Raw genomic sequence first — 20,408 nt, 5'->3', positions numbered from 1 at the left:
ATTCTCGAAGCTATCCAAATAGATTTGGGTAAAGTTGGCTGTAAAACATTATCCTATATTTCTCTTTGCTGTCTCACTCTTTATCTCTATGCTTTTCGTTGGATAGTAACCAATTTTTAGGGACATCTACACCTAACGGTAAATCATCGTGAATAAATTTGGGGGTTGTTACATCATCTCCGTTCTCATCTTCGGACATTAGAGATTCTAAATATTCTTCCAATGCATCCTCTTTCAATTCGTCGGATAAAAGATATAAGTATAGATTAGGATGATATTTATTGCCAGGGGTACAATCTACATAGCACTCGTATTTATTAGAGTAAATGAAGCTATGGTGTACTGCTAACACAGTCGGTTCTTTATCGCTATCTAAAGCTATTTTGGATATTGCAAGCCCCTCACAGTAGTTGCACCGTTCTCCGTATCGCCTTAATAATCCATTGAAATCACAGATAAAAAGAGCATTGCTAAAACACCCCTCTGGAATTAATCTACGCCATATTATCAAATTTTTTGTTTCTGGAACATCAGCTAACATTTTAGCTTTGTACTCTTCAAGGCTAATTACATTATAGGCCCTGTTGTAAGCGACACAAGTGTCTTTGTAATAATTTGGTATTTCCATAAAAATAAATTTAGAAAGGTTGGTATATTACTTTGTTATTCCTTATGCTTTATAAAGATATAAAAAATAAAGGACAAACATCAATAGAGGCTCAATTTAGCTTCTTTGTCAATGTTTGCCCTTTATCTTATAGCAGATTGGCCATCGCCGCATCTATCTGCGAGTTCTCAAACGAATCCAAATAGATTTGGGTAACCTTTTCCGAACTATGGCCTAATGATTCACAAATTATCGACGTGCTTACACCCTCTCGTTTTAAGACTGTGGCAAAACTATGCCGCGAAACATAGGTCGTTAAGTCGATAGGTATTTCCAACTCTTTCCCTACCTCTTTCAGTCGCTCGTTCACTTTGGAAATGACTTTGTGAACTCGATTGCGTTGTTGTTGCTCGGTTTTATGAAATGCAGAAAGTATAGGAAACAAAAAGAGCGCACCATCTTGTCGGTAACGCTCTATAATCTCCTGTGCTTTGGGCTGTAAAGGTAGCCTTATCAACTTATGCGTTTTTCGTCGTGTGTAGATTAGTCGCCCGTCCACGATATTATCCATTTTAAGGTAGGCTATGTCCACGAAATTGATTCCACCCATGAAGTAACCGAACGCAAACAAATCGACTGCAAATTGCTTGTAGAAATCATCACAACGGTATTCGATAATCCGCATGATGTCTGCCTTGCTTATGGCTCGTTTCGCTGTCGCTTGGTGCAGTTTGGAAACCTTATAGGATTTGAACGGGTAATAATCCGCTTTCACACACTTTTCCTCTATGGCTACATTATAGACAGCCCGCAGGGTACGGAATCTACGGCCTATTGTGTTTTCTGAAAAGCCCTGTCCCCGTAACCATGTTTCATAGCGTTTCAACCAAACGGTATCAATTTCTGAAAAATAGATATTCAGATGCCCGTTGAATTTCAGCAAAGAATTGTAGACCTCTCTGTGCGATAACGCATAGCCCGTTCGCCCCGTTTGCTTTAAGTTCTCAATTTGTGATAGAAACACCTCGCCAACGGTGCGTTTTGCACGTGTGCCGTCTGTTAGATGTTCGGTTAGCGTTGTAGCCGTAAATTCTTTCTTCTCGGCTTTCAGTTCGATGATGCGCTCTGCAAACTCGCTACTCTTGTCCGCAATAATCTTTTCGATATATGCCTTGTTGGGACAATTCTTTTTAGGCTGGTTCTTCGTAAAATCCCAAAATTGAGGTAAAACAGACACGCCAAGACTAACGTATTTCTTTTTTCCGTCTTTACAGACACGAATCATCAACGGATGTGCGCCGTTGGCAAGAGTTTTTGATTTGTAACAGAGAATGTTAACACCTGCATCCATAGTGATTTTTGGTTTAACTCTCGGTTTAACTCAAAGCCTTAAACCACCGTAAAACCGCTACGGAAAAGACAAAAAGAAAACCACCTACATTGCTGTAAGTGGTTGATTTTCTTTGTGGTACCAGCGGGAATCGAACCAGCGACACAAGGATTTTCAGTCCTTTGCTCTACCAACTGAGCTATGGCACCATCCCGATATCGTGGTCAGGAATACTCCTTTCCGTATTATCGTGGTGCAAAGGTAAAAATTCTTTTTCAAATCTGCAAATGCCCGCTGCATTTTTTCTGCTTTTTTCAGTTGCGGAAACATCTCACGCCCTACCCCGGCTTCACAAAAAAAGGGAGGAGCCGTCGATGCTCCTCCCTCCCCTTGATCAATAATGCAAGCGATCTTACTTGAGCATCACTGCATTTGCATTAACGGCACGCCGTTCGAACGACGGCGCCGAAGTCAATTGCGGAACGGCCGGCTTCATATTCCGGTCCGCAGCAGCTGCAAATTTACCTGCCAGCATGGCTTTCCCCTTAACGGGGGCAGCGGCCGGAGATTTTTTCACCAGCGTAAACGGTCCGACCGGATAGTCGTCGGCCGTAAATCCGGAGTCGGCCGTCGGATTATACTTGCCCAGATAGTTGGACCCATTGTAAACGAACTGGTCCATCATAACCACCTCGGCCTCCACATCTCCCGTAAGAGTGAGTTCATTGCCGATAACCTTGCCCTTTCCGTCAGACATTATGGCACCGATCAGGCCCACATAGGAACCGCCTACCGGATAATAATATTTACCGCTTACATTCTTGTCACGGCAAAGAGCGACATAGCGAACGGTGCCGTCTCCGGTAGCTCCGATCTCCTGATAGCTCTGGATCATGATATAACCGGTTTCCTTGTCGAAAGTGGCAATTGCGGGGAACCGGTCGCGATAAGCCGAGATGGCCCATCCGGTAAGCGCAAAGTTGGTATTGGCGACCTTCGTGGAGAAAGTGACGTCGAAGGAGATCGGCTTGGCAGACTTCATCGAGGTCGTACTCGTCACGGTCCACGTACCGAGCCAAGCGGCATAAGCCTCATCGAGTTCGGGAGCCTTCTCCGTAGTGAATTCCTTCCTGAAAAGATCCGTCGTAGCCAGAACCACATTCTCCGTAGCGACGATGCCGAACCCGATGACCACATGATCCGTTTCCGAAGAGAGGTCCTCGAAGATCTCGCTCGCCGCGCCCTTCTTGCCGAGAGCGGAGACGATGAAATCGGCCGTATAAGTCCCGACCAAGGAGTTCATCTCGGAGATCAGCGACTTGATGATCGCCATGTCGCTCTCGCCTTCGAGATCCGCCTTTTCATAAACGTCGAAATAGTAATAATCGGTGGCGACGCTCGGCGTCACATTGACGGTCGCGCTGCTGAAGGTAATGTCCGCCGGATTAATCGTAAGCTTGTTATTCGAGCGGACGGGCTTGGGCGAATAGATCTTGACGCTTCCGTCTTCATTCTCGAAATAATAGTCCTCCTTGAAAGTCATCTCCGAAACCGTAGCGTTTCCGATCGTCAGGGGCGAATAGAATTTGAGACCCGTTTCGGTAAAGACAAAAGGAGCCTTGACGACCTCGCCCGCGGAGACCGAACCGTCGTCTCCGGGAGCCGGCGTGTAGGAGATCCTGAAAACGCGGGAAGAGAAGTTGTTGAGCCTCATCTCCCAGTCAATCGGATAGGCAACGCCATCGACCACGCAACGGGTATAGATCAGGTCCATCTTGGCAGCCGCATCCTGATAGCTCTGCAATTCGGTCTTCCAATTCACCCCCGCCTCGATCGGATAGAGGTAGGCGTAATTGTTGGTTTTGCGCCCCTTGAGTTTCACGAAATCGGCGGAAGCCTCCATGACGATGAAGTCGGAATCGCCCTCCAGACCTCCGTTGCTCGTACCGATGCCGAGTTCAGCCCCCGTCGTCGGCGAGGAGTAGAAGTGGATGATGTCGTTATTGGTGTCGAACGCGAGTACGGGACCGCTCTCCGCAACCACCGAATAGTAGGACGATTCGGTTTTGCCCGCAGCGAAATTCTCACTGGAAGCGACGACCGTATTGTCGGCATTGAATTTCAGGAAAAGCGTGTAGCCGCCGTAAATGCGCTCGCTTTCGGGATACAACTCCATCCGCCAGCCGTTTTCTGCGCCCTGAAGTACAGTGATGGCTTCCTTGACCGCCTCTTCAATACGTTCCGTCGCCGATTTCGAGAATTTATCCTCATCGTCCTTCAGGCAGGAATTGAAAAGCAGGGGCAGAGCCAGTAATATCAATATTTTTTTCATAAACATCCTTTTTTACTTAATTAGTGGCATCTAAATCGAGGTTCGGAAGTTCTTTCTGGCGGCGTAAAACGACTTTGCGCAATTCGTCCAGATCGATTCCCCAATCGTTCTTCATGTATTTGTCCACGATCTCGAATTTGGCTTCGAGCATCGGACGGCCCACCTCGCCGGCCGTTTCGAGCATCTCCTCCCAAGTGGCAGCCGTGTTGGTGACGTAGATGGAGCTTACCTCCACGAACTCCTCCTCGGCCGAAGTCGAAGCGTAACGGCTGATAAAACCGTCCTTAAGCGCCAAGTCCTCCGAAGGATAGACGTCCCAGCAGGCGTTGCCGACATAGCGGATGCCCGTGGCCAAACCGGTGATCTGATTAAAATCCGTCGAGAAGGGCTTCTTCTGGTTGAGGATATGAGCGAATTCGTGGTGGATCGTCTTGAAATACCACTCGTTCAGCAGGTCCACATTGGTCGGGTCCATATTGTTGACGGCATAGAGCGTAATCTTGGTTCCGCCTTCGGCCGTACCCAGCACGACCTCGCCGTTGTTGTTATAGGCGGGACTGCCGACCAGAAAAACCATCTTCGGGAAGTAGCTGGTGATGAAGTCGCGGCTTCCGGTCACCTCGTCGTAAGCCTGCAGGCAGAGGTGCTTGACCAGCTTGGCCATCTGAACCGACTTCTCGTAGTTCGCGGGAGTCAGATCGTAGATCATGTCGCTCTCCATATCCTCATAACGGTAGCGGAACTCGATGTTATAAGGCTCGATATAGTTTTTGTAAAGCCACGCGTCCAAAGGCGTCTCCGTCGTCTGCTCCGGTTTGATGACACTCGTGCCGCTCAGATCGTCTTCGGAACACGAGCTGCCCGAAAAAGCGCAGACGAATGCGAATAATCCTAATATTGTTTTTTTCATAACGTTCAACTTTTATATATAGATCAGCGAATTATCATTATCTCGGATTAGGAGTCATGTCGGCCGCGAGCACATCGGCGGGCAGCTGAACGGCACGGCGGTTGTCCCGGACCTCCAGCGTATCGTCCACGCTCTTGATTCCCAAATCGTTGCTGGTCAGGGTGCGGCGGTAAATCTCGATGCCGAAGCGCTTCACGTCGAACCAGCGCAGGCCGTAATGCAGCGTCTCGTAGCGGCGCAGCAACAGCAGCGTATGAATCATGCCTTCCTGCGTCCGGTCGATTTCGAAAGCCGGGTTGAGCGGCTTCTTCGGAGTCGGATTCTTGGGATCGTAATCCGCAACCGATGCGGCCCAGCTCGAAATATTGGCCTCGGTCAACGTCTTGTATTTACTGCATGAATTCGAAAGATAGAGATTCATGTCGCTCAGGGCCGCCGAGTAGTCCTTCTGCATGATATAGGCCTCGGCGCGGGTCAGCAAGGTCTCTTCGGCCGTGAAGAGCGGATAGACGGTATGCCTGTAGCCTGTTCCCGCCACCGGGTCGAGGTACTCGATCAGATAGGGAACACGGGGCAGCAGGATTTTGTCGATTCCGCTGACAAAGCGAAGCGGTTCGCACTTCCACGTGTAGGGAGCGAAGGGAGTATTCGTGCAGTCTATGCCCTCGTTATCGGCAATCATCTGTCCGTGATTGTACTGCATTCCGACACCGTATCCGCCGAATACGCGGCCGGCATACGAATAGGCGGTGGCCATCATGAAATTGCACGTCAGATCCGCACTGACATAGTAGGTAGCCGCCGTATTCAGTGTAGCGCCGTTGTTCATCGGATATTCCAGCAGCTCCTCATAATTGCGGAGCGAACCGGCAGGCGAATTGGTCAGCGCCACCGTAGCGTATTTTACCGCCTCGTCCCATTTCTGGTAGTAGAGGTAAAAACGGGCCGCGAACGCATTGGCCGCACGCTTGTTGAAATGGTACTTGGGCACCGAATAGATCACGTCGTTTATCAGCGGCAGTCCCTCTTCGATATCCTTCTCGATCTTGGCGTAGACCTCGGCGACGGTTCCGCGCTCGTATTTGGGATCGAGTTCCGTCTCGGCCTTCTCCATATAGGGAATACCGAGATCGTCGGGATGCGCAGGATCGTAATGCTGGCAGAAAACGTTCACCAGCACGAAGTGGGCATAGGCACGGCAGATAAGCGCTTCGCCTTTTGCGGCGCTCAGCTTGTCGGTCATCTCCATCTTGTCGATGGCCTTGAGCACCTCGTTGGCGTTGGCGATAGCCATGTAGTGGGCTTCCCACGTGTGAGCGGCGTCTTCGTTGTCGGTTTCGGTCGGATCGCTCCATTCATAGCTCTCCTGCCAGAAACGGCTCCAGCCATCGTAATTGGCGCCGTGGTTATCGGTATTGTCGGAAGCCATTTCGAGGAAAAGCCACGGCTGGCTGTCCGCATAAGCCGATACCAGCATCTTGATAGCCTTCTCTTCCGAATCGATAATCGTCCGGTTGTCAGGCTGCTCGTCGAGGAAATCGTTACAGGAGGAGAGTCCCGCAACAAGAAGTCCCGCAAGCAGGAAATATATCAATTTGTTCGTTTTCATATGCTTTAAACTAAATTATAAACCGATTTTGAGCATTAAGGTAAACTGCTTCGGCACGGGAGTGGCCACACCACCCGAATTGAAGAATTCCGGATCCTGACCGTTGAGCTTCTTGTCCGCATAGATCAGGAAGAGGTTCGTCGCCTGAATCTTGAGCGCGAGGTTGGACATTCTCAGCTTCTTGATCCAGCGCTTCGGGAAGTCGTAGGTCAGCGAAATTTCCTTCATGCGGATAAAGTCGCCTTTGGCGATTCGGGCCGTAGAATAGTTGTAGGCATTGTAGGCGTACGACAGCTTGCTGTCATTCCGCACCTGACGGCTCGACACGATAGCCGGAACATCGGTGTATCTTTCGTCACCGGGCGTCATCCAGCGGTTGCGGAACTCGCGCGGCATGGCGTCGAGGTCGTTATAGATACTGGAGAAGACCGGATCGAGACGAACGACGTTGCCGAACGAATAGGTGATGAAGACGTTCAGACGCAGACCTTTGTACTGGAAGATGTTGCCGAAGCTTCCGACGTCCGTCGGCTCCGAGGGACCCGAATAAACCAGATTGTCGAAACGCTCGGTCTCTTGGAAGTTGATATCGGTCGAAGTCAGCACGCCCGCTTCGTTGATGAATGTCGGAACGCCGTCTTCGTTCAGCCCCCGGAAATCGTAGGAGAAAAGCGAATTCACCGGGTAGCCCTCACGCGAGAAACCGATACCGGAAACGAGGTTGAAGGCACGGGTGGAAGTATTGAACTTGGTCACCTCGTTCTTCATGTGCGAATAGATGAAATCGGTGGTCCAGCTGAAATCCTTCGTCTTGATGTTCTTCGTCGAAAGCGAGAACTCGATACCCCGCGACTTCATCGTCGCGACGTTGCCGTACTTCTGGATCTGGCCGCCGATACCCTGCGTCATCACCCGACCGATCAGGTCGAAGTTGTCGCGCTTGTACCAGTCAACGGTCAGGTTGATGCGGTTGTCCAGAAAGCCCAAATCCGCACCGATATTCAGCTCGTGCTTCTTCTCGTAGGTCAGATCGCTGTTCTCCAGATCCTTGATCGTCAGACCCGACTCGGTAACGCCGGCCGAGGGGCGCCACGGCGAATAGCTCTGGATGACGGCGAGCGCATTGGTCACCGAGGGGCGGTCGGCCGTCAGCGAATAGGAGGCCTTGAGCGACAGGTGCGAAACGGCCTTGCTGATCGAATTGAAGAAATTTTCCTCGTGGACGTTCCATGCGCCCGAAACGTTCCACGTAGGCAGCCAGCGCGAACGGGTCGTCAGGCCCAGCGCGTTGTTACCTTCGTAACGCAGCGTGCCGTTAAGCGTATAGCGGCCCTTGTAGGAGTAGGTTCCGTTGAAGAAGAAAGCGACGTTGCGGTAGTGGGTGTTGCCCATTTCGTAATAGGGCGAGTTATCCTCCTTGCCCTTCTTGAAGACGAGATAGTCGTAGAACGGAATTTCACCCGAATCGTACTGCAGGCCCCAGCCGCGGAACCACGTTTTCTGACGATCGCTCTGGTTGGTTTCCATACCGAGGTAAGCATTGATAATATGCGTATTGTTGATCGTCGTATTATAGGTCGCGGAGAAACGGAAGTCATAGGACAGCAGCCGGTTGTCCGTACGGGTGTAGATACCGCCGGCGGGCAGGATCGATACGGGAACGGCGTAAATATCATCCGGATCCTTGTACAGCAACGGGTTGTTGTCGCGAATCGTCGTCGTACCCATGGCCCGGTAGGCATTCGCCTGATTGGAAGCCTCGCGTACGTTATGCTCCTGCGAAGTTCCGGTATAGCGCACCGACGCCAGCGCCGAAGCCTCGAATCCCTTGAAAGCCTTCCACTTCAGTTCGCCTTGGAATTTCACATCGGCGACGTTCAGGTCGATATAGTTGTTCGCCAGTTCATGGAGAATATTGAAATCCGCATAGTTACGGACATAATACTCCTTCGGATCGAGCACGCGCGAAGTATTCAGGGCATACGAATAAGGGTTGATGTCGAAATCGCGCTTCACCTCGCCCGTTACATAGTCGGTCGTGGCGCCGAGCGTTCCGGGCGCTTTCTGCTTACGGTACGAACCGTTGGTAATCAGGTTGAGCGTAAGGGCGTCCGAGATATTATACGTCGCATTGAGATTGGCCGTATAACGGGAAATCTCGCTGGTCTTCGTCCATCCCGGATCGAAAAGGGCGCTGATCGACGCATAGTAGGCGGACTTCTCGGTACCCGAAGTGATACTTACCGAATGCGAGTGCATGACCGTATTCTGGAAAAGCTCCTTGAACCAGTCCGTGTTGCGGTACTCGGCCTTGCGCAGGTAGCGGTTGCGCGTCTCCACGGTGTTTTCCAGCAGTCCGGCATTGATCAGCGAATACATCTTGCCGTAAACACCGCTCGCCGACGCGTTGGTGACACGCGAATTGCCCAGCCAGCCCTTGTTGTACAGCTCCTGATAGACGGACATCTGGTCCTGAGAGTTCATGATGTTGAAATCGGCGTAGGAGGGAATCATACGATACGTGAACTCGCCCGTATAATTGATATGGCTGACGCCAGCACGTCCCTTTTTGGTCGTAATGACGATCACGCCGGCCATAGCGCGCGCACCGTAGATCGAGGTGGCCGAACCGTCCTTCAGGATATTGAAACTCTCGATATCCTCGGCGTTCAGACCCGCGATGGCGGAACCGATCAGCGTCGTGGCGTCACCCGAAGAGAGGTCCTCAGCCGAAATATCGGCGACATCCTCCATAATTACGCCGTCCACAACCCAAAGCGGCTTCGAGCTGCCGTGAATCGACGTCGCACCGCGGACGCGGATCTTGGGAGCGGTACCGAAAGTACCCGATACGTTCTGCACCGAGACACCGGCCGAACGGCCTTCCAGACCGCGGCTGATATCGGCCAGACCCGATAGTTTCACATCGTCGGCGACCAACTGGTCGGATGCACCGGTAAACAGTCGTTTATCCGTTTTGGTCATACCCGTAACCACGACCGTCTCCACGGTCTGAGAATCCGGCTCGAGCGTGACCTTCACCTCAGGCGCAACGGCTACCGTAGCAGTCTTGTACCCCAAATAGGAGATTTGCAGTTCCTCGGATTTCGCCGGAACATTGTTCATAACGAAAAATCCCTGCTGATCGGTGGATACACCGATGGTCGTACCTTTGACGATAACCGAAGCGCCGATCACGGCCGCTCCGTTTTCATCAACGACACTACCGCGCACTTGTTTGGCTTGGGCGAATGCCCCCGCTGCAAACACAAGTACTCCAATTAACGATAGTAGGATTTTTTTTACCATAAGCGTTAATTTTAATTAATTTTAAAATAGAAAGCCAGCATCCTCTATTCGGGTTTGCAGATATCCCCAATGGTTTGACCTTCAGTACCGTTTTCGATTTTCGATGCCGGAAAAAGGCGCGAACGCAGGCACCTTTGCAACTATACGGCCACCTGAAAACACCAAACAACTCACTCAAGATCAACTGATTGAAAATAACCGAACAGGTAAGAACGTTACCAGAGTATAACCTTTCCGGGATGCTTGCGGGCTGAAACCGGAGCCGGAAACCGGGTGGAAAGTGCATAAAAAATGTGCGGCATCTAACGATGCCGCACATGGCGCCAGAGGGGAGCGATCCCGCCTGCGATGTTCTATAAAAGCCGGATCGGAACCGTCCGGGAACTCTTCATCACGGCCGCTCCGTTTTTGACCCCGTCGGGAATCGCGGCGCGCACATAAACGCCCGTCTCGGCGACGCCCGTGGCGCTGGTCAGCGTCAGCGTATTGCCCGACTCGTCGAAAGTGATGTCGTAAGTGCTGCCGAACGGCTTGCCGTCGCTGTATACGCCGCCGAGCATCCCGTTTCTGATCTCGTATTTTCCCGAATACTTCTGGTAGCCCACCTGCTCGATCCGCTGGTATATTTCGAACGAACGGTCCGCGCCGAAGGAGACATAGGCATCGAAATCCCGCGGAGCTTCGCCGTTCCACGTTTTGAGCTGCCATTCGCCTGCAAGCTGTTTTACCAGCGGCGACACCTTCTCCTTGTCCGACGATCCGCAGCCGGCGAACAGACACAAGCCCAGTGCGGCCAGTACGATATAGATAGTCTTTCTCATAATCTTCATGCGTTTATATTACAACCAACCTCCGTTTTCGGTCTGTACCGCGCGGGCGATGACGGCGAACTCCTTGGCGATCTCCATGCCGCCCATCGATGTCCCCGTGCCGAGACCGCTGCCTCCGGCAACCGCCCTGACCGTTATTCGGGCCACGCCCGGCTTGGTGCAGTGCAGCCTCAGTTTCCCGGACACGAAGGTCGGCTCCGCCGAAATACCGAGCTTGGTCCTGTCAGCCTGCGAGATCTCGACGCCGAGATAGGTCAGGTTCGCCGAAGCCTTGCCGAAGTACTTGTCGAGCGAAAGCTGCTGCTGTACGCCGACTTTCGCTTTCAGGCAGGGTGTGCCCTCGATCTGCATCAGAAGCTGGTAGGCGATCGCTCCCGTACCCATCTGCTTGCGGTAGTTGCGCAGCTGCATGGTGGTCAGGGATTGTTTGGTGCCGTCGAGGTAGGTGTCGATGTCGTTCACCGAAGTCAGAAGCATCGATTTGAATTCGGCCACCGTATATTGCTTCCCTTTGGCCAGCGCATAGGAGAGCCCCAGCGCGGCGACGCCCGATACGTGCGGGCAGGCCATCGAGGTACCCTGCATATAGCCGTAATCCGACTGGTAAAGCTCGGACGGAAGCGTCGAAAGCACCTGCGCGGCGCTGCTTCCCGAAGGCGAGATATAGGCGTCGCCGCCCGGAGCCGCAACGTTGCAGCCCGGACCGTAGTTCGTGTAGTAGGCCGGCAGATAGTCGGGCGAGAAGGCGGTGACCGAAATGTAATCGCGGTAAGCGCCCGGATAACCGGACATGGCCTTGGCGTCGTTGCCCGCAGCGAAAATCACAAGTCCGCCGTCGAGAACGGCGTTGTTTTTCGTCGCGATGAAGTAGTCGATCGCCTGCTTTTCGATCCGCGCTCCGCTGGCGTAGGCGTTGTCGGTCGTGACCGCTCCGGCCGGGTAGCCCCACGAACACTGGAGAATCGACGCCCCGTTGTCGGCGGCGTATTTGATCGCTTCGGCGGAAACGGCGGCCGAACCGCCCTCGCCGCCCGAAAATATCTGGCACGACATGAGTTTCACGCCGTCGTTCCTGCCCGTGCCTCCCGCGATGCCCGACACGCCGACGCCGTTGTTGCTGACGGCGGCCACCGTACCTGCGACGTGGGTGCCGTGGCCCGAATCGCCGACGTTCTTGCCTTTGTCGTCATAAGCTTCGACGTCCCATGTCAGCCGGCTCGTGCCCAGCGCGAAGTTGTAGCCGTAAACGTCGTCGGCATAGCCGTTGCCGTCGTCGTCGCGGCCCGTCGCACCGCTCTGCTCGGCCTTGTTGATCCACATGTTGGCCGCCAAATCGGGATGCGAGTACTTGATGCCCTGATCGACGATCGCCACGGTCAGCGACGGATCGCCCGCGGCGAGTTTCCACGCCTCCTCCACGTTGATATCCGCTCCGGCGCGCGTCGTTTCGGCAAATATTCTGTCGCCGTTGTTGCTGTAGTGCCACTGGTCCTTGTAGCCGGGGTCGTTGAAACCTCCGGCGGCGGCGCGCGTCGCCGCCGAACCGTCCCTGTAGGGACAGGCCCTGTTGTCCGAAGCCAGCTGCAGTTTGGTGTTGAACTGCACGAAGCTCACCTCCGAAACGGCGGCGAGCCGCCGTGCCGCTGCGTCCAGATCGACTTCCTCGCCGAACGTTACGATATACCATTTATGCAGTCCCGCCGCGCGGGTGCGCTCTTCGGCGACCGGATTGCAGGGAAATACGCGGCGCAGCGAAGTGACGCCCAGTTGTGTGAAGATGTCGTCCACGGGCGCTATCCCGGAGCGCGTCACCGCCGTACGCGTAATCGCCGCAGCAACGGCGGTCTGTTCGACGTCCCCGACGGCATCGCCGTCGAAATAGATCAGCAGTTCGCCCCGCGCGGCATTCGCGGGAGCATTGACGATTTTGCGCATGGCGGCCGCCGGAGCCTCCTTGCCGCCGCTCTCTTCCATCGGGTCCGAGGCACAGCCCGCAAGGAACAGCAGCGCGAGCAGTAAAATTTTCTTGTCAGTCATGGTAGGTGAATTTAAAAAGGGAACCGGCCTCGCGGGCCGGCTCCCCGGTGATAGTCGTACTGTCCGAACAACAGTTTTTTATTCGGTTATTTTCGCGCCGGTCCTGCGGGTGAAGTCCGCACTCCGGGCGGCGATTCCCTGACGGAATTCCACCTTGGCCTTGGCGGCGCCCAAAACGGGCATGCCGACGATTTCGCACTCACGGCCGCGGTCGGCGGGCATTCTGTTTTCGCCGACAATTACTTTCGCAAGCTCCGGCCCGCGGAGTTCCACGTAATTGCCGGGCTGCACGGAGAGCGCCTTTACCACGGAAGCCATATCGGCGGCCGGATACAAATCCGGGTCTGCGAGCAGCAGCCATTCATGGAAGACGATGCCTCCTTCGCCGCCGGAGAATTTGTTCGTCGCAGGATCGTAGTCCGCATAGATTCCGAACCACATACCCGTGAACGTCAGATTGTTCGATGCCTGAAGCTGGGGATTGGGCACGAAAGCCACCAGTCCGTCGGCCACCGGCGCGCCCAAAAGCAGGCCGCGTCCGTTGTAAACTCCGTCGTCACCCTCGGCCGTATAAGCCACGTTCACGAAGTAATCCGTTCCCTGAAGCGTCACGTTGCCGATCAGCTGCGGAGCGAGTACGTAGAGAAGGCCGCCGCTCCACGCCATATACTGCGATTCGCCGGCATTGAACGCCTGAGGAGCGCCCGTAAGTCCGGACACCTTCACGTAGTCGCTGAATACGTTGTCGAAATCCGCATATCCGGAAGTCGTTCCTCCGTCTTCGACGACTACCTGTCCGAAGTACTGACGGGAGGTGTTGCCGGTCTTGTCATAGGCATCGACCGCATAATAATCCCACGTTCCGCAGTAGCCCGCCTTGGTCAGGCCGTTTTCGACATCGTCGTACGTATAGTGGATCTGCAGCGGATCCGGTTTGCCTGCCGTAGTCTGTTGCACGCTGTACAGTTTGCCGTAATAGCCGTTGTAAGCCCACACCAGCAGCACGTAATCCGTACCGGCGTTCAAGCCTTTATGAAGCAGCGAGAGACCCGTGTCGTTGATCTTGTCAATTTCTTCAGCCGTAATTGCCTTGCCGGACGTTTTGGCTATTTCAATCAGGTCCTCGCTGCTTTTACCGGTCAGGTCGGCACTCTTGAAGAGTCCCATGTAGCCCGATTCGATATTTTCACCGAATATAATGGAGCGGATAGAGTTTTCGGGAGTGTGTCCCTGCGCTTCGAACTCCCACGTAAGCTCCGTACGGACGCTCAGCACGACGGGTTTGTCGTCGCCGGCCTTGACGTAGCCGAATGACAGGAATTCGTAGCCCTGAAGCTCGCCCGCCTCATCGTAAATGTTGGCAACGACGGTGTATTTGCCGGTCTCTTCGAATTGGGCCACGATGGTTCCGTCCGCCGTGATCTCCTTCGACTCGACCGTTCCCGCGTCGATGCCCGCCGAATTCGCCTTGGCGATGGCGTCGCCGAAGACTCCTTCGAAGAAGGCGTATTTCACCTTGGCGACGTCGGCGCCCAGTTTGGCTGCGATCTCGACCTTGCCGTCGGCCGGTTCGCTGTCGGTCAGGGCGAGCGAGAAGTCGTACTCCTCGGCTCCCGGCAGCATCAGACGCTGCATGCCGCCGGCGTTGCCGACATACCAGCCGTCGTCGCCGAACATCAGCAGTACGCTTTTGGCCGGGAATGTAATGACTCCGTTCACGTTGGTGCCGTACCCGCTGCCGTTGAATCCGTTTTCCGGCACCTGCGAGGCAAAGCTGACGATACCGTCGCCGCTGTTGAGGAACACGCCCGTAGACTGTTCGGGCAGCCAGACCTTATCCGGATTCGTCGCGTCGATATAGGTAATGACATCCGAACGGTTGCCCGACACTTCGGACGGAGACATGTTCAGCAGCGAAGCCAGATACTCCGCCGAGTAGACGTTGCTGATGCGGTAGTAGCCGGGGTTGTCGTCGCGTTCGTAGATCTCCACCTCGCCTTCGCCGTAACGGTTGGGAATTCCGTAGGCGGAGCTGAGAATGTCGTCGCGCCATTTGCCCTTGGTCTCGCCTTTCGGCCCGGTCACGAGGTTCCATTTCACGCGGGTGACGGAGAAGCTTACGCCCGAAGCCTTTTCACCGTAGATGAAGGCGTATTTCTTGTCTTCGATCTGGATGTTGCAGGAATAGGTCGTACCGATTTCGGCGTCGGGGAAAGAGACCTGAAAGGTCGTTTCCGTCGCCCCGTCGTCGAACGAGATTTCCGAAGCGGAGAAGATCGCGTCCTCACTGCCCGTAACGGTTACGGGAACCGTGATGGCATCGGCGTCGTTGGTACGCATGGCCGTGAAGGTCAGTACCGTCGGATCGGCCGGATCGAGTTCGAGGTCCGCGGCGTTGTCCTGCGAGGGGAAGTAAACCCCGTAGCAGCCGTCGGCCTCGGATTCGCCGCGGGTGTAGGTCGGATCGTCGGAACACCCTGCGAACACGAAAGTCGCAATAAGCGCGTATAAGAAATATTTGATTGCTTTCATATGTTTTTCGGTTTTAAATCATCCATGAAAACTTACGTTACTGCACCCACGGATCGATGATTCCCACGGGATTGGGGTTGTTCTGCGATTCGAGCGCGGTGTTCTGCTGGGTCTCCGTTTCGGGGATACAGAAGTTCCACCACGGTGCGCGGCCGTCGGTCGAGAAGCGGCAGTCCGAAGGTACGTTCGTGCCGACGTAGCCGGTTTTCAGGCTGTAATTCAGACGCTTGAAGTCGTAGAATACGACGCCTTCGCCCCATAGTTCGATACGCTTGTTCCAGATAATCTCCTCCACGACGTCGGCAGACGACACGGCCGAGGTGCTGAATTCCGGGTCGCGCTTGGCCATGAAGGTTTTGAGCAGCTGGAGACCTGCGGAGGCGTCGGCGTGCGCCGTAGCCTCGGCTTCGATCAGGTACATCTCCTCGACGCGCATCATCGGAATATCGGTAACGTTGCCGACGGAATAGGTCGCCGTCTCGCCTTCGGCGGGATGGAACTTCAGGTTCGCATAGGCCGGGAGGTTGGCGAACTGCGCCGCCGTCAGGTTGGTAATGTCGCTGTAATCGGCATATTTGGCATCGGGTCCCACGAACGCGCGCTTGCGCCAGTCGGTGTCGGATATTTCGTTGTAGAAATTGCTGGTAACGCCTTCGAAAACGTATTTGCCGCCATACCCCCACGTAGCCTCGCTCGAACGCCATGCCGCGAAATTCACAAGGTTGGCGATGCCTTCGGTAGACTGCGGAAGGTACCACATCCACGAATTGTTGGCTTTGTTGAAGCCCGTTTTGGGGTTCAGCCACTCCGCTTCGGTCATGATCGTGCATTTCGAGGCGTCGATGGCCTTGCGGGCATACGTCGCGGCGTCGGCATACTTCGACGAATCGAAGCCGCCCAGCCAGAGGTAAGCACGCGCCTTGATGCCGTAGACCACGGCCAGACTCGGATTGGTCTTCGACGAAGAGGTGTAGTTGGCCAGCAGCGCCTCGGCGTCGTCGAGGTCCCTGAGGATGAATTCGAACATCGCCTCGCGCGTCACGCGCGGATTGTTGCGGGCCATATCCTCGGTGGTGTTCTCGTCCACGATCGGGACGGTCAGCCCCTTGACGCCCGAAACGTCGGTGTACTTGTTGTTGAGCGGATCGTACAGTCGGGCCAGATCCAGATAGAGCTGGGCGCGATAAGCTTTGGCGAAGCCCAGATAGCTTTTCTGCGCTTCGGAAAGTTCCACGCCCGCCAGCAGGCCGACCACATCGTTGCTCGATTTGATGAACGTATAGTAGCAGTTCCACGGGAAGCGACATACGGTCTGCGTCGGACCGATCAGAATGCCCGACTGCCAGTAGGTGAACCAGTCATATCCCGAACCTTCGTCGCCGGAGGAGCATATCACGTCGCCCGTGGCGGCGTCCGTAGCGCACATCATGCCCGGATAGCCGAAGTCGAAGCCGTAGTTGTTCCTCCTGCCGTACACCGAATAGGGGTAGGTCATGTTGACGGGGATGGCATTGACGATGGCCTCCACCGCAGTCGGCGAATCGCTGACCTGTCCGGAAGTCGCGCTGTCGGTGGGGAAGGTCTCTTTGATACAGCCCGTGAGGGCCATGGAGCAGACAAGGGCGAGTGTCGTTGTTTTCAATATGTTTTTCATTTCAATCCCTGTTTTATCCGTTAGATTAGAACTGTACGGTTACACCGCCCGAAATAGTGCGGATCGGCGAGTAGTTGGAGAAGTTGGTCGCTCCCGTGAACGAATAACGCGGGTCGAGTCCCTGACGCTTCGACCAGTAGACCACGTTGTCGCAGGCCAGATAGACGCGCAGTTTCTGTACGCCGAATTTCTGGGTGATCTTCGACGGCAGCGTATAGCCGACGTTGATGTTCGAGATGTTCAGGTAGCTCGCGTCGGTCAGGAAACGGTCGGAGACGCTCGTCGTATACTGGTCGCCGTATTGCAGACGGGGAATGTCCGAGCCTTTGTTTTCGGGCGTCCACGCCTTGAGGATGTCCTTGTGGTAGTTGGTGCCGACGGTGGTTCCGTAGGGCGACGACATGAAGCTGGCGTAACCCGAATCGTAGACCTTGCCGCCGATCTGGTAGTTGAACGAGATCGAGAAATCGACGCCGTAGGCCGAAACCGAGGTCGAGAAGCCGCCGTATACCGAAGGAATCGCGCTGTCGTGCAGGTAGCGGGTCGCGGAGGTGTAGTCCGAAGTCTTGGTCCGGGTGATCTTGCCGTCGTCGCCCTTCACGTCCTTGTACCAGAGCGAAGCGCCCGTTTCGGGATCGACGCCGGCGTAGGAACGCAGGTAATAGGTGTAGAGCGGCAGCCCTTCGCCGACGAAATAACTGCCGTCGATATAGCCTTTGTAGCCCTCCACGGTCGTGGATTTGTGTTCGGGAGCCAGATAGGTGACCTCATTCTTCACATGGGTCAGGTTCAGGTTGAAGCTCCACAATACGTTTTTCGTGCGGATCAGGTCGGCGTTCAGCTCCACCTCGACGCCGCGGTTGACCATGTCGCCCACGTTGGCGTAATAGGACGAGTAACCCAGCGACGAAGGAACCGAGAATGCGAAGAGCATGTCCGAAGTCTTGCGGTTGAAGAAATCGACGCTTCCGCTCAGGCGGTTGTTCCAGAAACCGAACTCCGTACCGATGTTCAGGTTGGTGTTGGTCTCCCACGTAATGTTGGGATTGCCTTTCTGCCCGAAGAGCACGGCGATTTCGCCGTTGTTGTTCTCGATCGAATAGGTGTCGGTGTAGAGGTAGTTGCCGATGTTGTCGTTGCCCTGCGAACCGTAAGATGCCTTGAGTTTCAGCATGTTCACCCAAGGAGCGTCGAACCAGTTCTCCTGATTGAGGAGCCACGCGGCGCCTACCGACCAGAAGTTGCCCCAGCGGTGGTCGGGGTGGAAGCGCGACGATGCGTCGCGGCGGTACGAACCGCTCACGAAGTAGCGGCCCGCATAGTCGTACTGGGCGCGCATGAAGTAACCCTCCGAGTTGTAGTCGTCGATGTAGGAGTGGGCGCCCGCGCCGTCAACGACGGCTCCGCCGAGCTCCTCGTTGTCATAGGAGAAGAGTTTCGACTTGGTGCCGCTCAGGTAGTAATATTTTTTCTGATAGTACTCGTGACCGACCATCAGCCCCACGTTGTGCTTGCCGAAGGTCTCGTTGTAGTTCAGAATCTGCTGAAGGTTGTAGGCGATGTCGCGGGTGTGGTACTTCGAAATCGTACCGCCCGCCTCGGCGAACTGACCGTAATACTGGTTGTTGAGATAGGTCGTGCGGGTTTCGTCGATGTTGGTGCTGCCGTTTACCGTCAGCTTCAGCCCCTTGTAAAGCGAGATGTCCACGAAGCCGCTGCCCGAAAAGGCGTTGCCCTCGGCCTTTTTCTTGTTGAGCCAGCTGGTCTGCAGTCCGTTGGCGCCGGGCAGCAGCGGACGGGTCAGACCCGCATTGCCCTTGTCGCCGTAGTCGTACATCTGATAGCCGTTGTCGTCCACCATGATGCGGCCCGAACCGTCGCGGATGTATACCGGGTAGATCGGGGGCATCTGTGCAGAGAACGCGAAGATGTTGGCCGTCGAGGAAGCCGATCCTTCGTTCGAGTTGCCGTTGCTGTTGCTGAAGTGCGCATACGACATGTTGCCGCCCACCTTCAGCCACTTCTTGGCCTGATAATCGGCCTTCAGACGCGCGGTATAGCGCTCCAGCGCCGAACTTTTGATAATACCCGTATTGTCCAGATAACCGAGCGAAGCGTAGAACGAGCTGCGCTCCGTCGCACCGGAGATGTTCACGTTGTATTCCTGACGGAACGCCGACTGGTAAGCCTCGTCGATCCAGTCGTCGGGCGTCAGCCAATACTCCTGTCCGTTGTAGATGATCTTGCGGCCCAGCGTCGCGTTCGGATTCAGCTTGCCGTTGGTGCCGATCAGCGCCTGCCCTTCGGGAACCGTATAGACGTTGTATCCCAGACCGCCCGTGCCGTTGGAAGTCAGGCCGCTGCTGGCCAGCGCATAGGCCTTCGCCGCCGGATTGGTCTGCGCATAATAGCCGTAGAGCGCCTTGAAATGCGTCTCGTAATACTGCGCGGGCGAGGTGATCACGTCGTACTCCTCCAGCGCTTTCGAGTTGACGCCCCACTTGGCGTCGATCGTCACGACGGCGTCGCCCGACTTCGCCTTTTTGGTGGTGACCATAATCACGCCGTTGGCGCCGCGGGCGCCGTACAGAGCGTTCGAAGCGGCGTCCTTGAGGACGGTCATCGACTCGATGTCGTTCGTGTTCAGGTTGTTCAGGTCGCCTTCATAGGGCATGCCGTCCACAATCCAGAGCGGCTCCTTGCCGGCGTTGATCGAACCGAAACCGCGGACGCGGATCGAGGGGGTCTTGCCGAGATCTCCCGACGTGCTGGAGGTCTGCACACCGGCCACGCGGCCGACCAGAGCCGTCGCCACGTTGGAGGTCTGCACCTTGGCAATCTCATCCGATTTTATGACGGCAGCCGAACCGGTGAAAGCCTCTTTCTTTGCCGTACCGAAGGCCACGACGATCACATCGTCGATCGCTTGCGCATCCTCCTTCATCGTGACGTTGATCCGGGTTTTTCCGGCGATAGGCAGCTGCTGCGGCTCAAAACCGACAAACGTCACCACGAGCGTGCCGTTCACCGGAGCCGAAAGCGTATACTCGCCGGCCGTGTTGGTCGTGGTCCCCAGAGAGGTCCCATCTACAATGACGGTCGCGCCTGCAACCGGATGTCCGTTTGCATCGGAAACTGTACCGGAGATCTGCCTATTCTGGGCCGTGGCATATGCCAAGAACACGAATACGGCAATTAACGATAGTACAATTTTTCTTACCATAAGCGTTAATTTTAATTAATTTTAAAATAAAAAGT

The 20,408-nt window shown here is 54.8% G+C and carries 11 protein-coding genes and 1 tRNA gene; all 12 read right to left on the bottom strand.

The annotated features are described in order from the left end of the window. Nucleotides 1-73: 73 nt before the first annotated feature. The 12 genes from HMPREF9720_RS15530 to HMPREF9720_RS14010 all read right to left on the bottom strand — a co-directional run bounded on the left by HMPREF9720_RS15530 (nt 74) and on the right by HMPREF9720_RS14010 (nt 20,373). The gene (locus HMPREF9720_RS15530; protein WP_139022505.1) at nt 74-628 is read right to left on the bottom strand and encodes a hypothetical protein; all 555 of its coding nucleotides are present in this window, start codon (nt 626-628) and stop codon (nt 74-76) included. Between the two features lie 127 nt (nt 629-755). Further along, on the bottom strand, nt 756-1,958 hold the full coding sequence (locus HMPREF9720_RS14060) for a site-specific integrase (protein WP_009599029.1): 1,203 nt from the start codon (nt 1,956-1,958) through the stop codon (nt 756-758). Between the two features lie 115 nt (nt 1,959-2,073). Beyond that, nucleotides 2,074-2,146: transfer RNA gene (locus HMPREF9720_RS14055), tRNA-Phe, on the bottom strand. A 203-nt stretch (nt 2,147-2,349) separates the two neighbouring features. Then, nucleotides 2,350-4,269, bottom strand: a complete 1,920-nt coding sequence (locus HMPREF9720_RS14050) for a DUF4302 domain-containing protein (protein WP_022044459.1) — start codon at nt 4,267-4,269, stop codon at nt 2,350-2,352. A gap of 16 nt (nt 4,270-4,285) precedes the next feature. Then, nucleotides 4,286-5,179 carry a zinc-binding metallopeptidase gene (locus tag HMPREF9720_RS14045; protein WP_009599030.1) on the bottom strand — a complete coding sequence of 298 codons (894 nt, stop codon included), beginning with the start codon at nt 5,177-5,179 and terminating at the stop codon, nt 4,286-4,288. A 37-nt stretch (nt 5,180-5,216) separates the two neighbouring features. Continuing rightward, a complete protein-coding gene (locus HMPREF9720_RS14040; RefSeq protein ID WP_009599027.1) occupies nt 5,217-6,788 on the bottom strand; it encodes a RagB/SusD family nutrient uptake outer membrane protein in 1,572 nt (523 codons plus the stop codon). Between the two features lie 15 nt (nt 6,789-6,803). After that, entirely contained in the window at nt 6,804-10,097 is a 3,294-nt protein-coding gene (locus HMPREF9720_RS14035) for a SusC/RagA family TonB-linked outer membrane protein (RefSeq protein WP_009599025.1), read from the bottom strand. A gap of 353 nt (nt 10,098-10,450) precedes the next feature. Continuing rightward, nucleotides 10,451-10,918 carry a lipocalin family protein gene (locus HMPREF9720_RS14030; RefSeq protein ID WP_039940854.1) on the bottom strand — a complete coding sequence of 156 codons (468 nt, stop codon included), beginning with the start codon at nt 10,916-10,918 and terminating at the stop codon, nt 10,451-10,453. Nucleotides 10,919-10,936: 18 nt separating this feature from the next. Beyond that, entirely contained in the window at nt 10,937-12,964 is a 2,028-nt protein-coding gene (locus HMPREF9720_RS14025; protein WP_009599032.1) for a S8 family serine peptidase, read from the bottom strand. 78 nt (nt 12,965-13,042) lie between these two features. Further along, the gene (locus HMPREF9720_RS14020; protein WP_009599026.1) at nt 13,043-15,496 is read right to left on the bottom strand and encodes a hypothetical protein; all 2,454 of its coding nucleotides are present in this window, start codon (nt 15,494-15,496) and stop codon (nt 13,043-13,045) included. Nucleotides 15,497-15,533: 37 nt separating this feature from the next. Then, nucleotides 15,534-17,150: a RagB/SusD family nutrient uptake outer membrane protein gene (locus HMPREF9720_RS14015; protein WP_009599031.1), complete on the bottom strand. Its 1,617-nt coding sequence runs from the start codon at nt 17,148-17,150 to the stop codon at nt 15,534-15,536. A gap of 25 nt (nt 17,151-17,175) precedes the next feature. Further along, nucleotides 17,176-20,373 carry a SusC/RagA family TonB-linked outer membrane protein gene (locus HMPREF9720_RS14010; protein WP_009599028.1) on the bottom strand — a complete coding sequence of 1,066 codons (3,198 nt, stop codon included), beginning with the start codon at nt 20,371-20,373 and terminating at the stop codon, nt 17,176-17,178. Nucleotides 20,374-20,408 lie beyond the last annotated feature (35 nt).

Origin of the sequence: Alistipes sp. HGB5 (genome assembly GCF_000183485.2) — a bacterium.
Taxonomy (GTDB): Bacteria; Bacteroidota; Bacteroidia; order Bacteroidales; family Rikenellaceae; genus Alistipes; species Alistipes finegoldii.
The sequence above is the reverse complement of the archived record's forward strand: the minus strand, read 5'-3'. Positions and strand labels throughout refer to the sequence as shown.

Coding starts and splice junctions, on each gene's coding strand:
- HMPREF9720_RS14025 (WP_009599032.1), bottom strand. CDS start 12,964: ATGACTGACAAGAAAATTTTACTGCTCGCGCTGCTGTTCCTTGCGGGC.
- HMPREF9720_RS14045 (WP_009599030.1), bottom strand. CDS start 5,179: ATGAAAAAAACAATATTAGGATTATTCGCATTCGTCTGCGCTTTTTCG.
- HMPREF9720_RS14060 (WP_009599029.1), bottom strand. CDS start 1,958: ATGGATGCAGGTGTTAACATTCTCTGTTACAAATCAAAAACTCTTGCC.
- HMPREF9720_RS14015 (WP_009599031.1), bottom strand. CDS start 17,150: ATGAAAAACATATTGAAAACAACGACACTCGCCCTTGTCTGCTCCATG.
- HMPREF9720_RS14040 (WP_009599027.1), bottom strand. CDS start 6,788: ATGAAAACGAACAAATTGATATATTTCCTGCTTGCGGGACTTCTTGTT.
- HMPREF9720_RS14010 (WP_009599028.1), bottom strand. CDS start 20,373: ATGGTAAGAAAAATTGTACTATCGTTAATTGCCGTATTCGTGTTCTTG.
- HMPREF9720_RS15530 (WP_139022505.1), bottom strand. CDS start 628: ATGGAAATACCAAATTATTACAAAGACACTTGTGTCGCTTACAACAGG.
- HMPREF9720_RS14030 (WP_039940854.1), bottom strand. CDS start 10,918: ATGAGAAAGACTATCTATATCGTACTGGCCGCACTGGGCTTGTGTCTG.
- HMPREF9720_RS14050 (WP_022044459.1), bottom strand. CDS start 4,269: ATGAAAAAAATATTGATATTACTGGCTCTGCCCCTGCTTTTCAATTCC.
- HMPREF9720_RS14035 (WP_009599025.1), bottom strand. CDS start 10,097: ATGGTAAAAAAAATCCTACTATCGTTAATTGGAGTACTTGTGTTTGCA.
- HMPREF9720_RS14020 (WP_009599026.1), bottom strand. CDS start 15,496: ATGAAAGCAATCAAATATTTCTTATACGCGCTTATTGCGACTTTCGTG.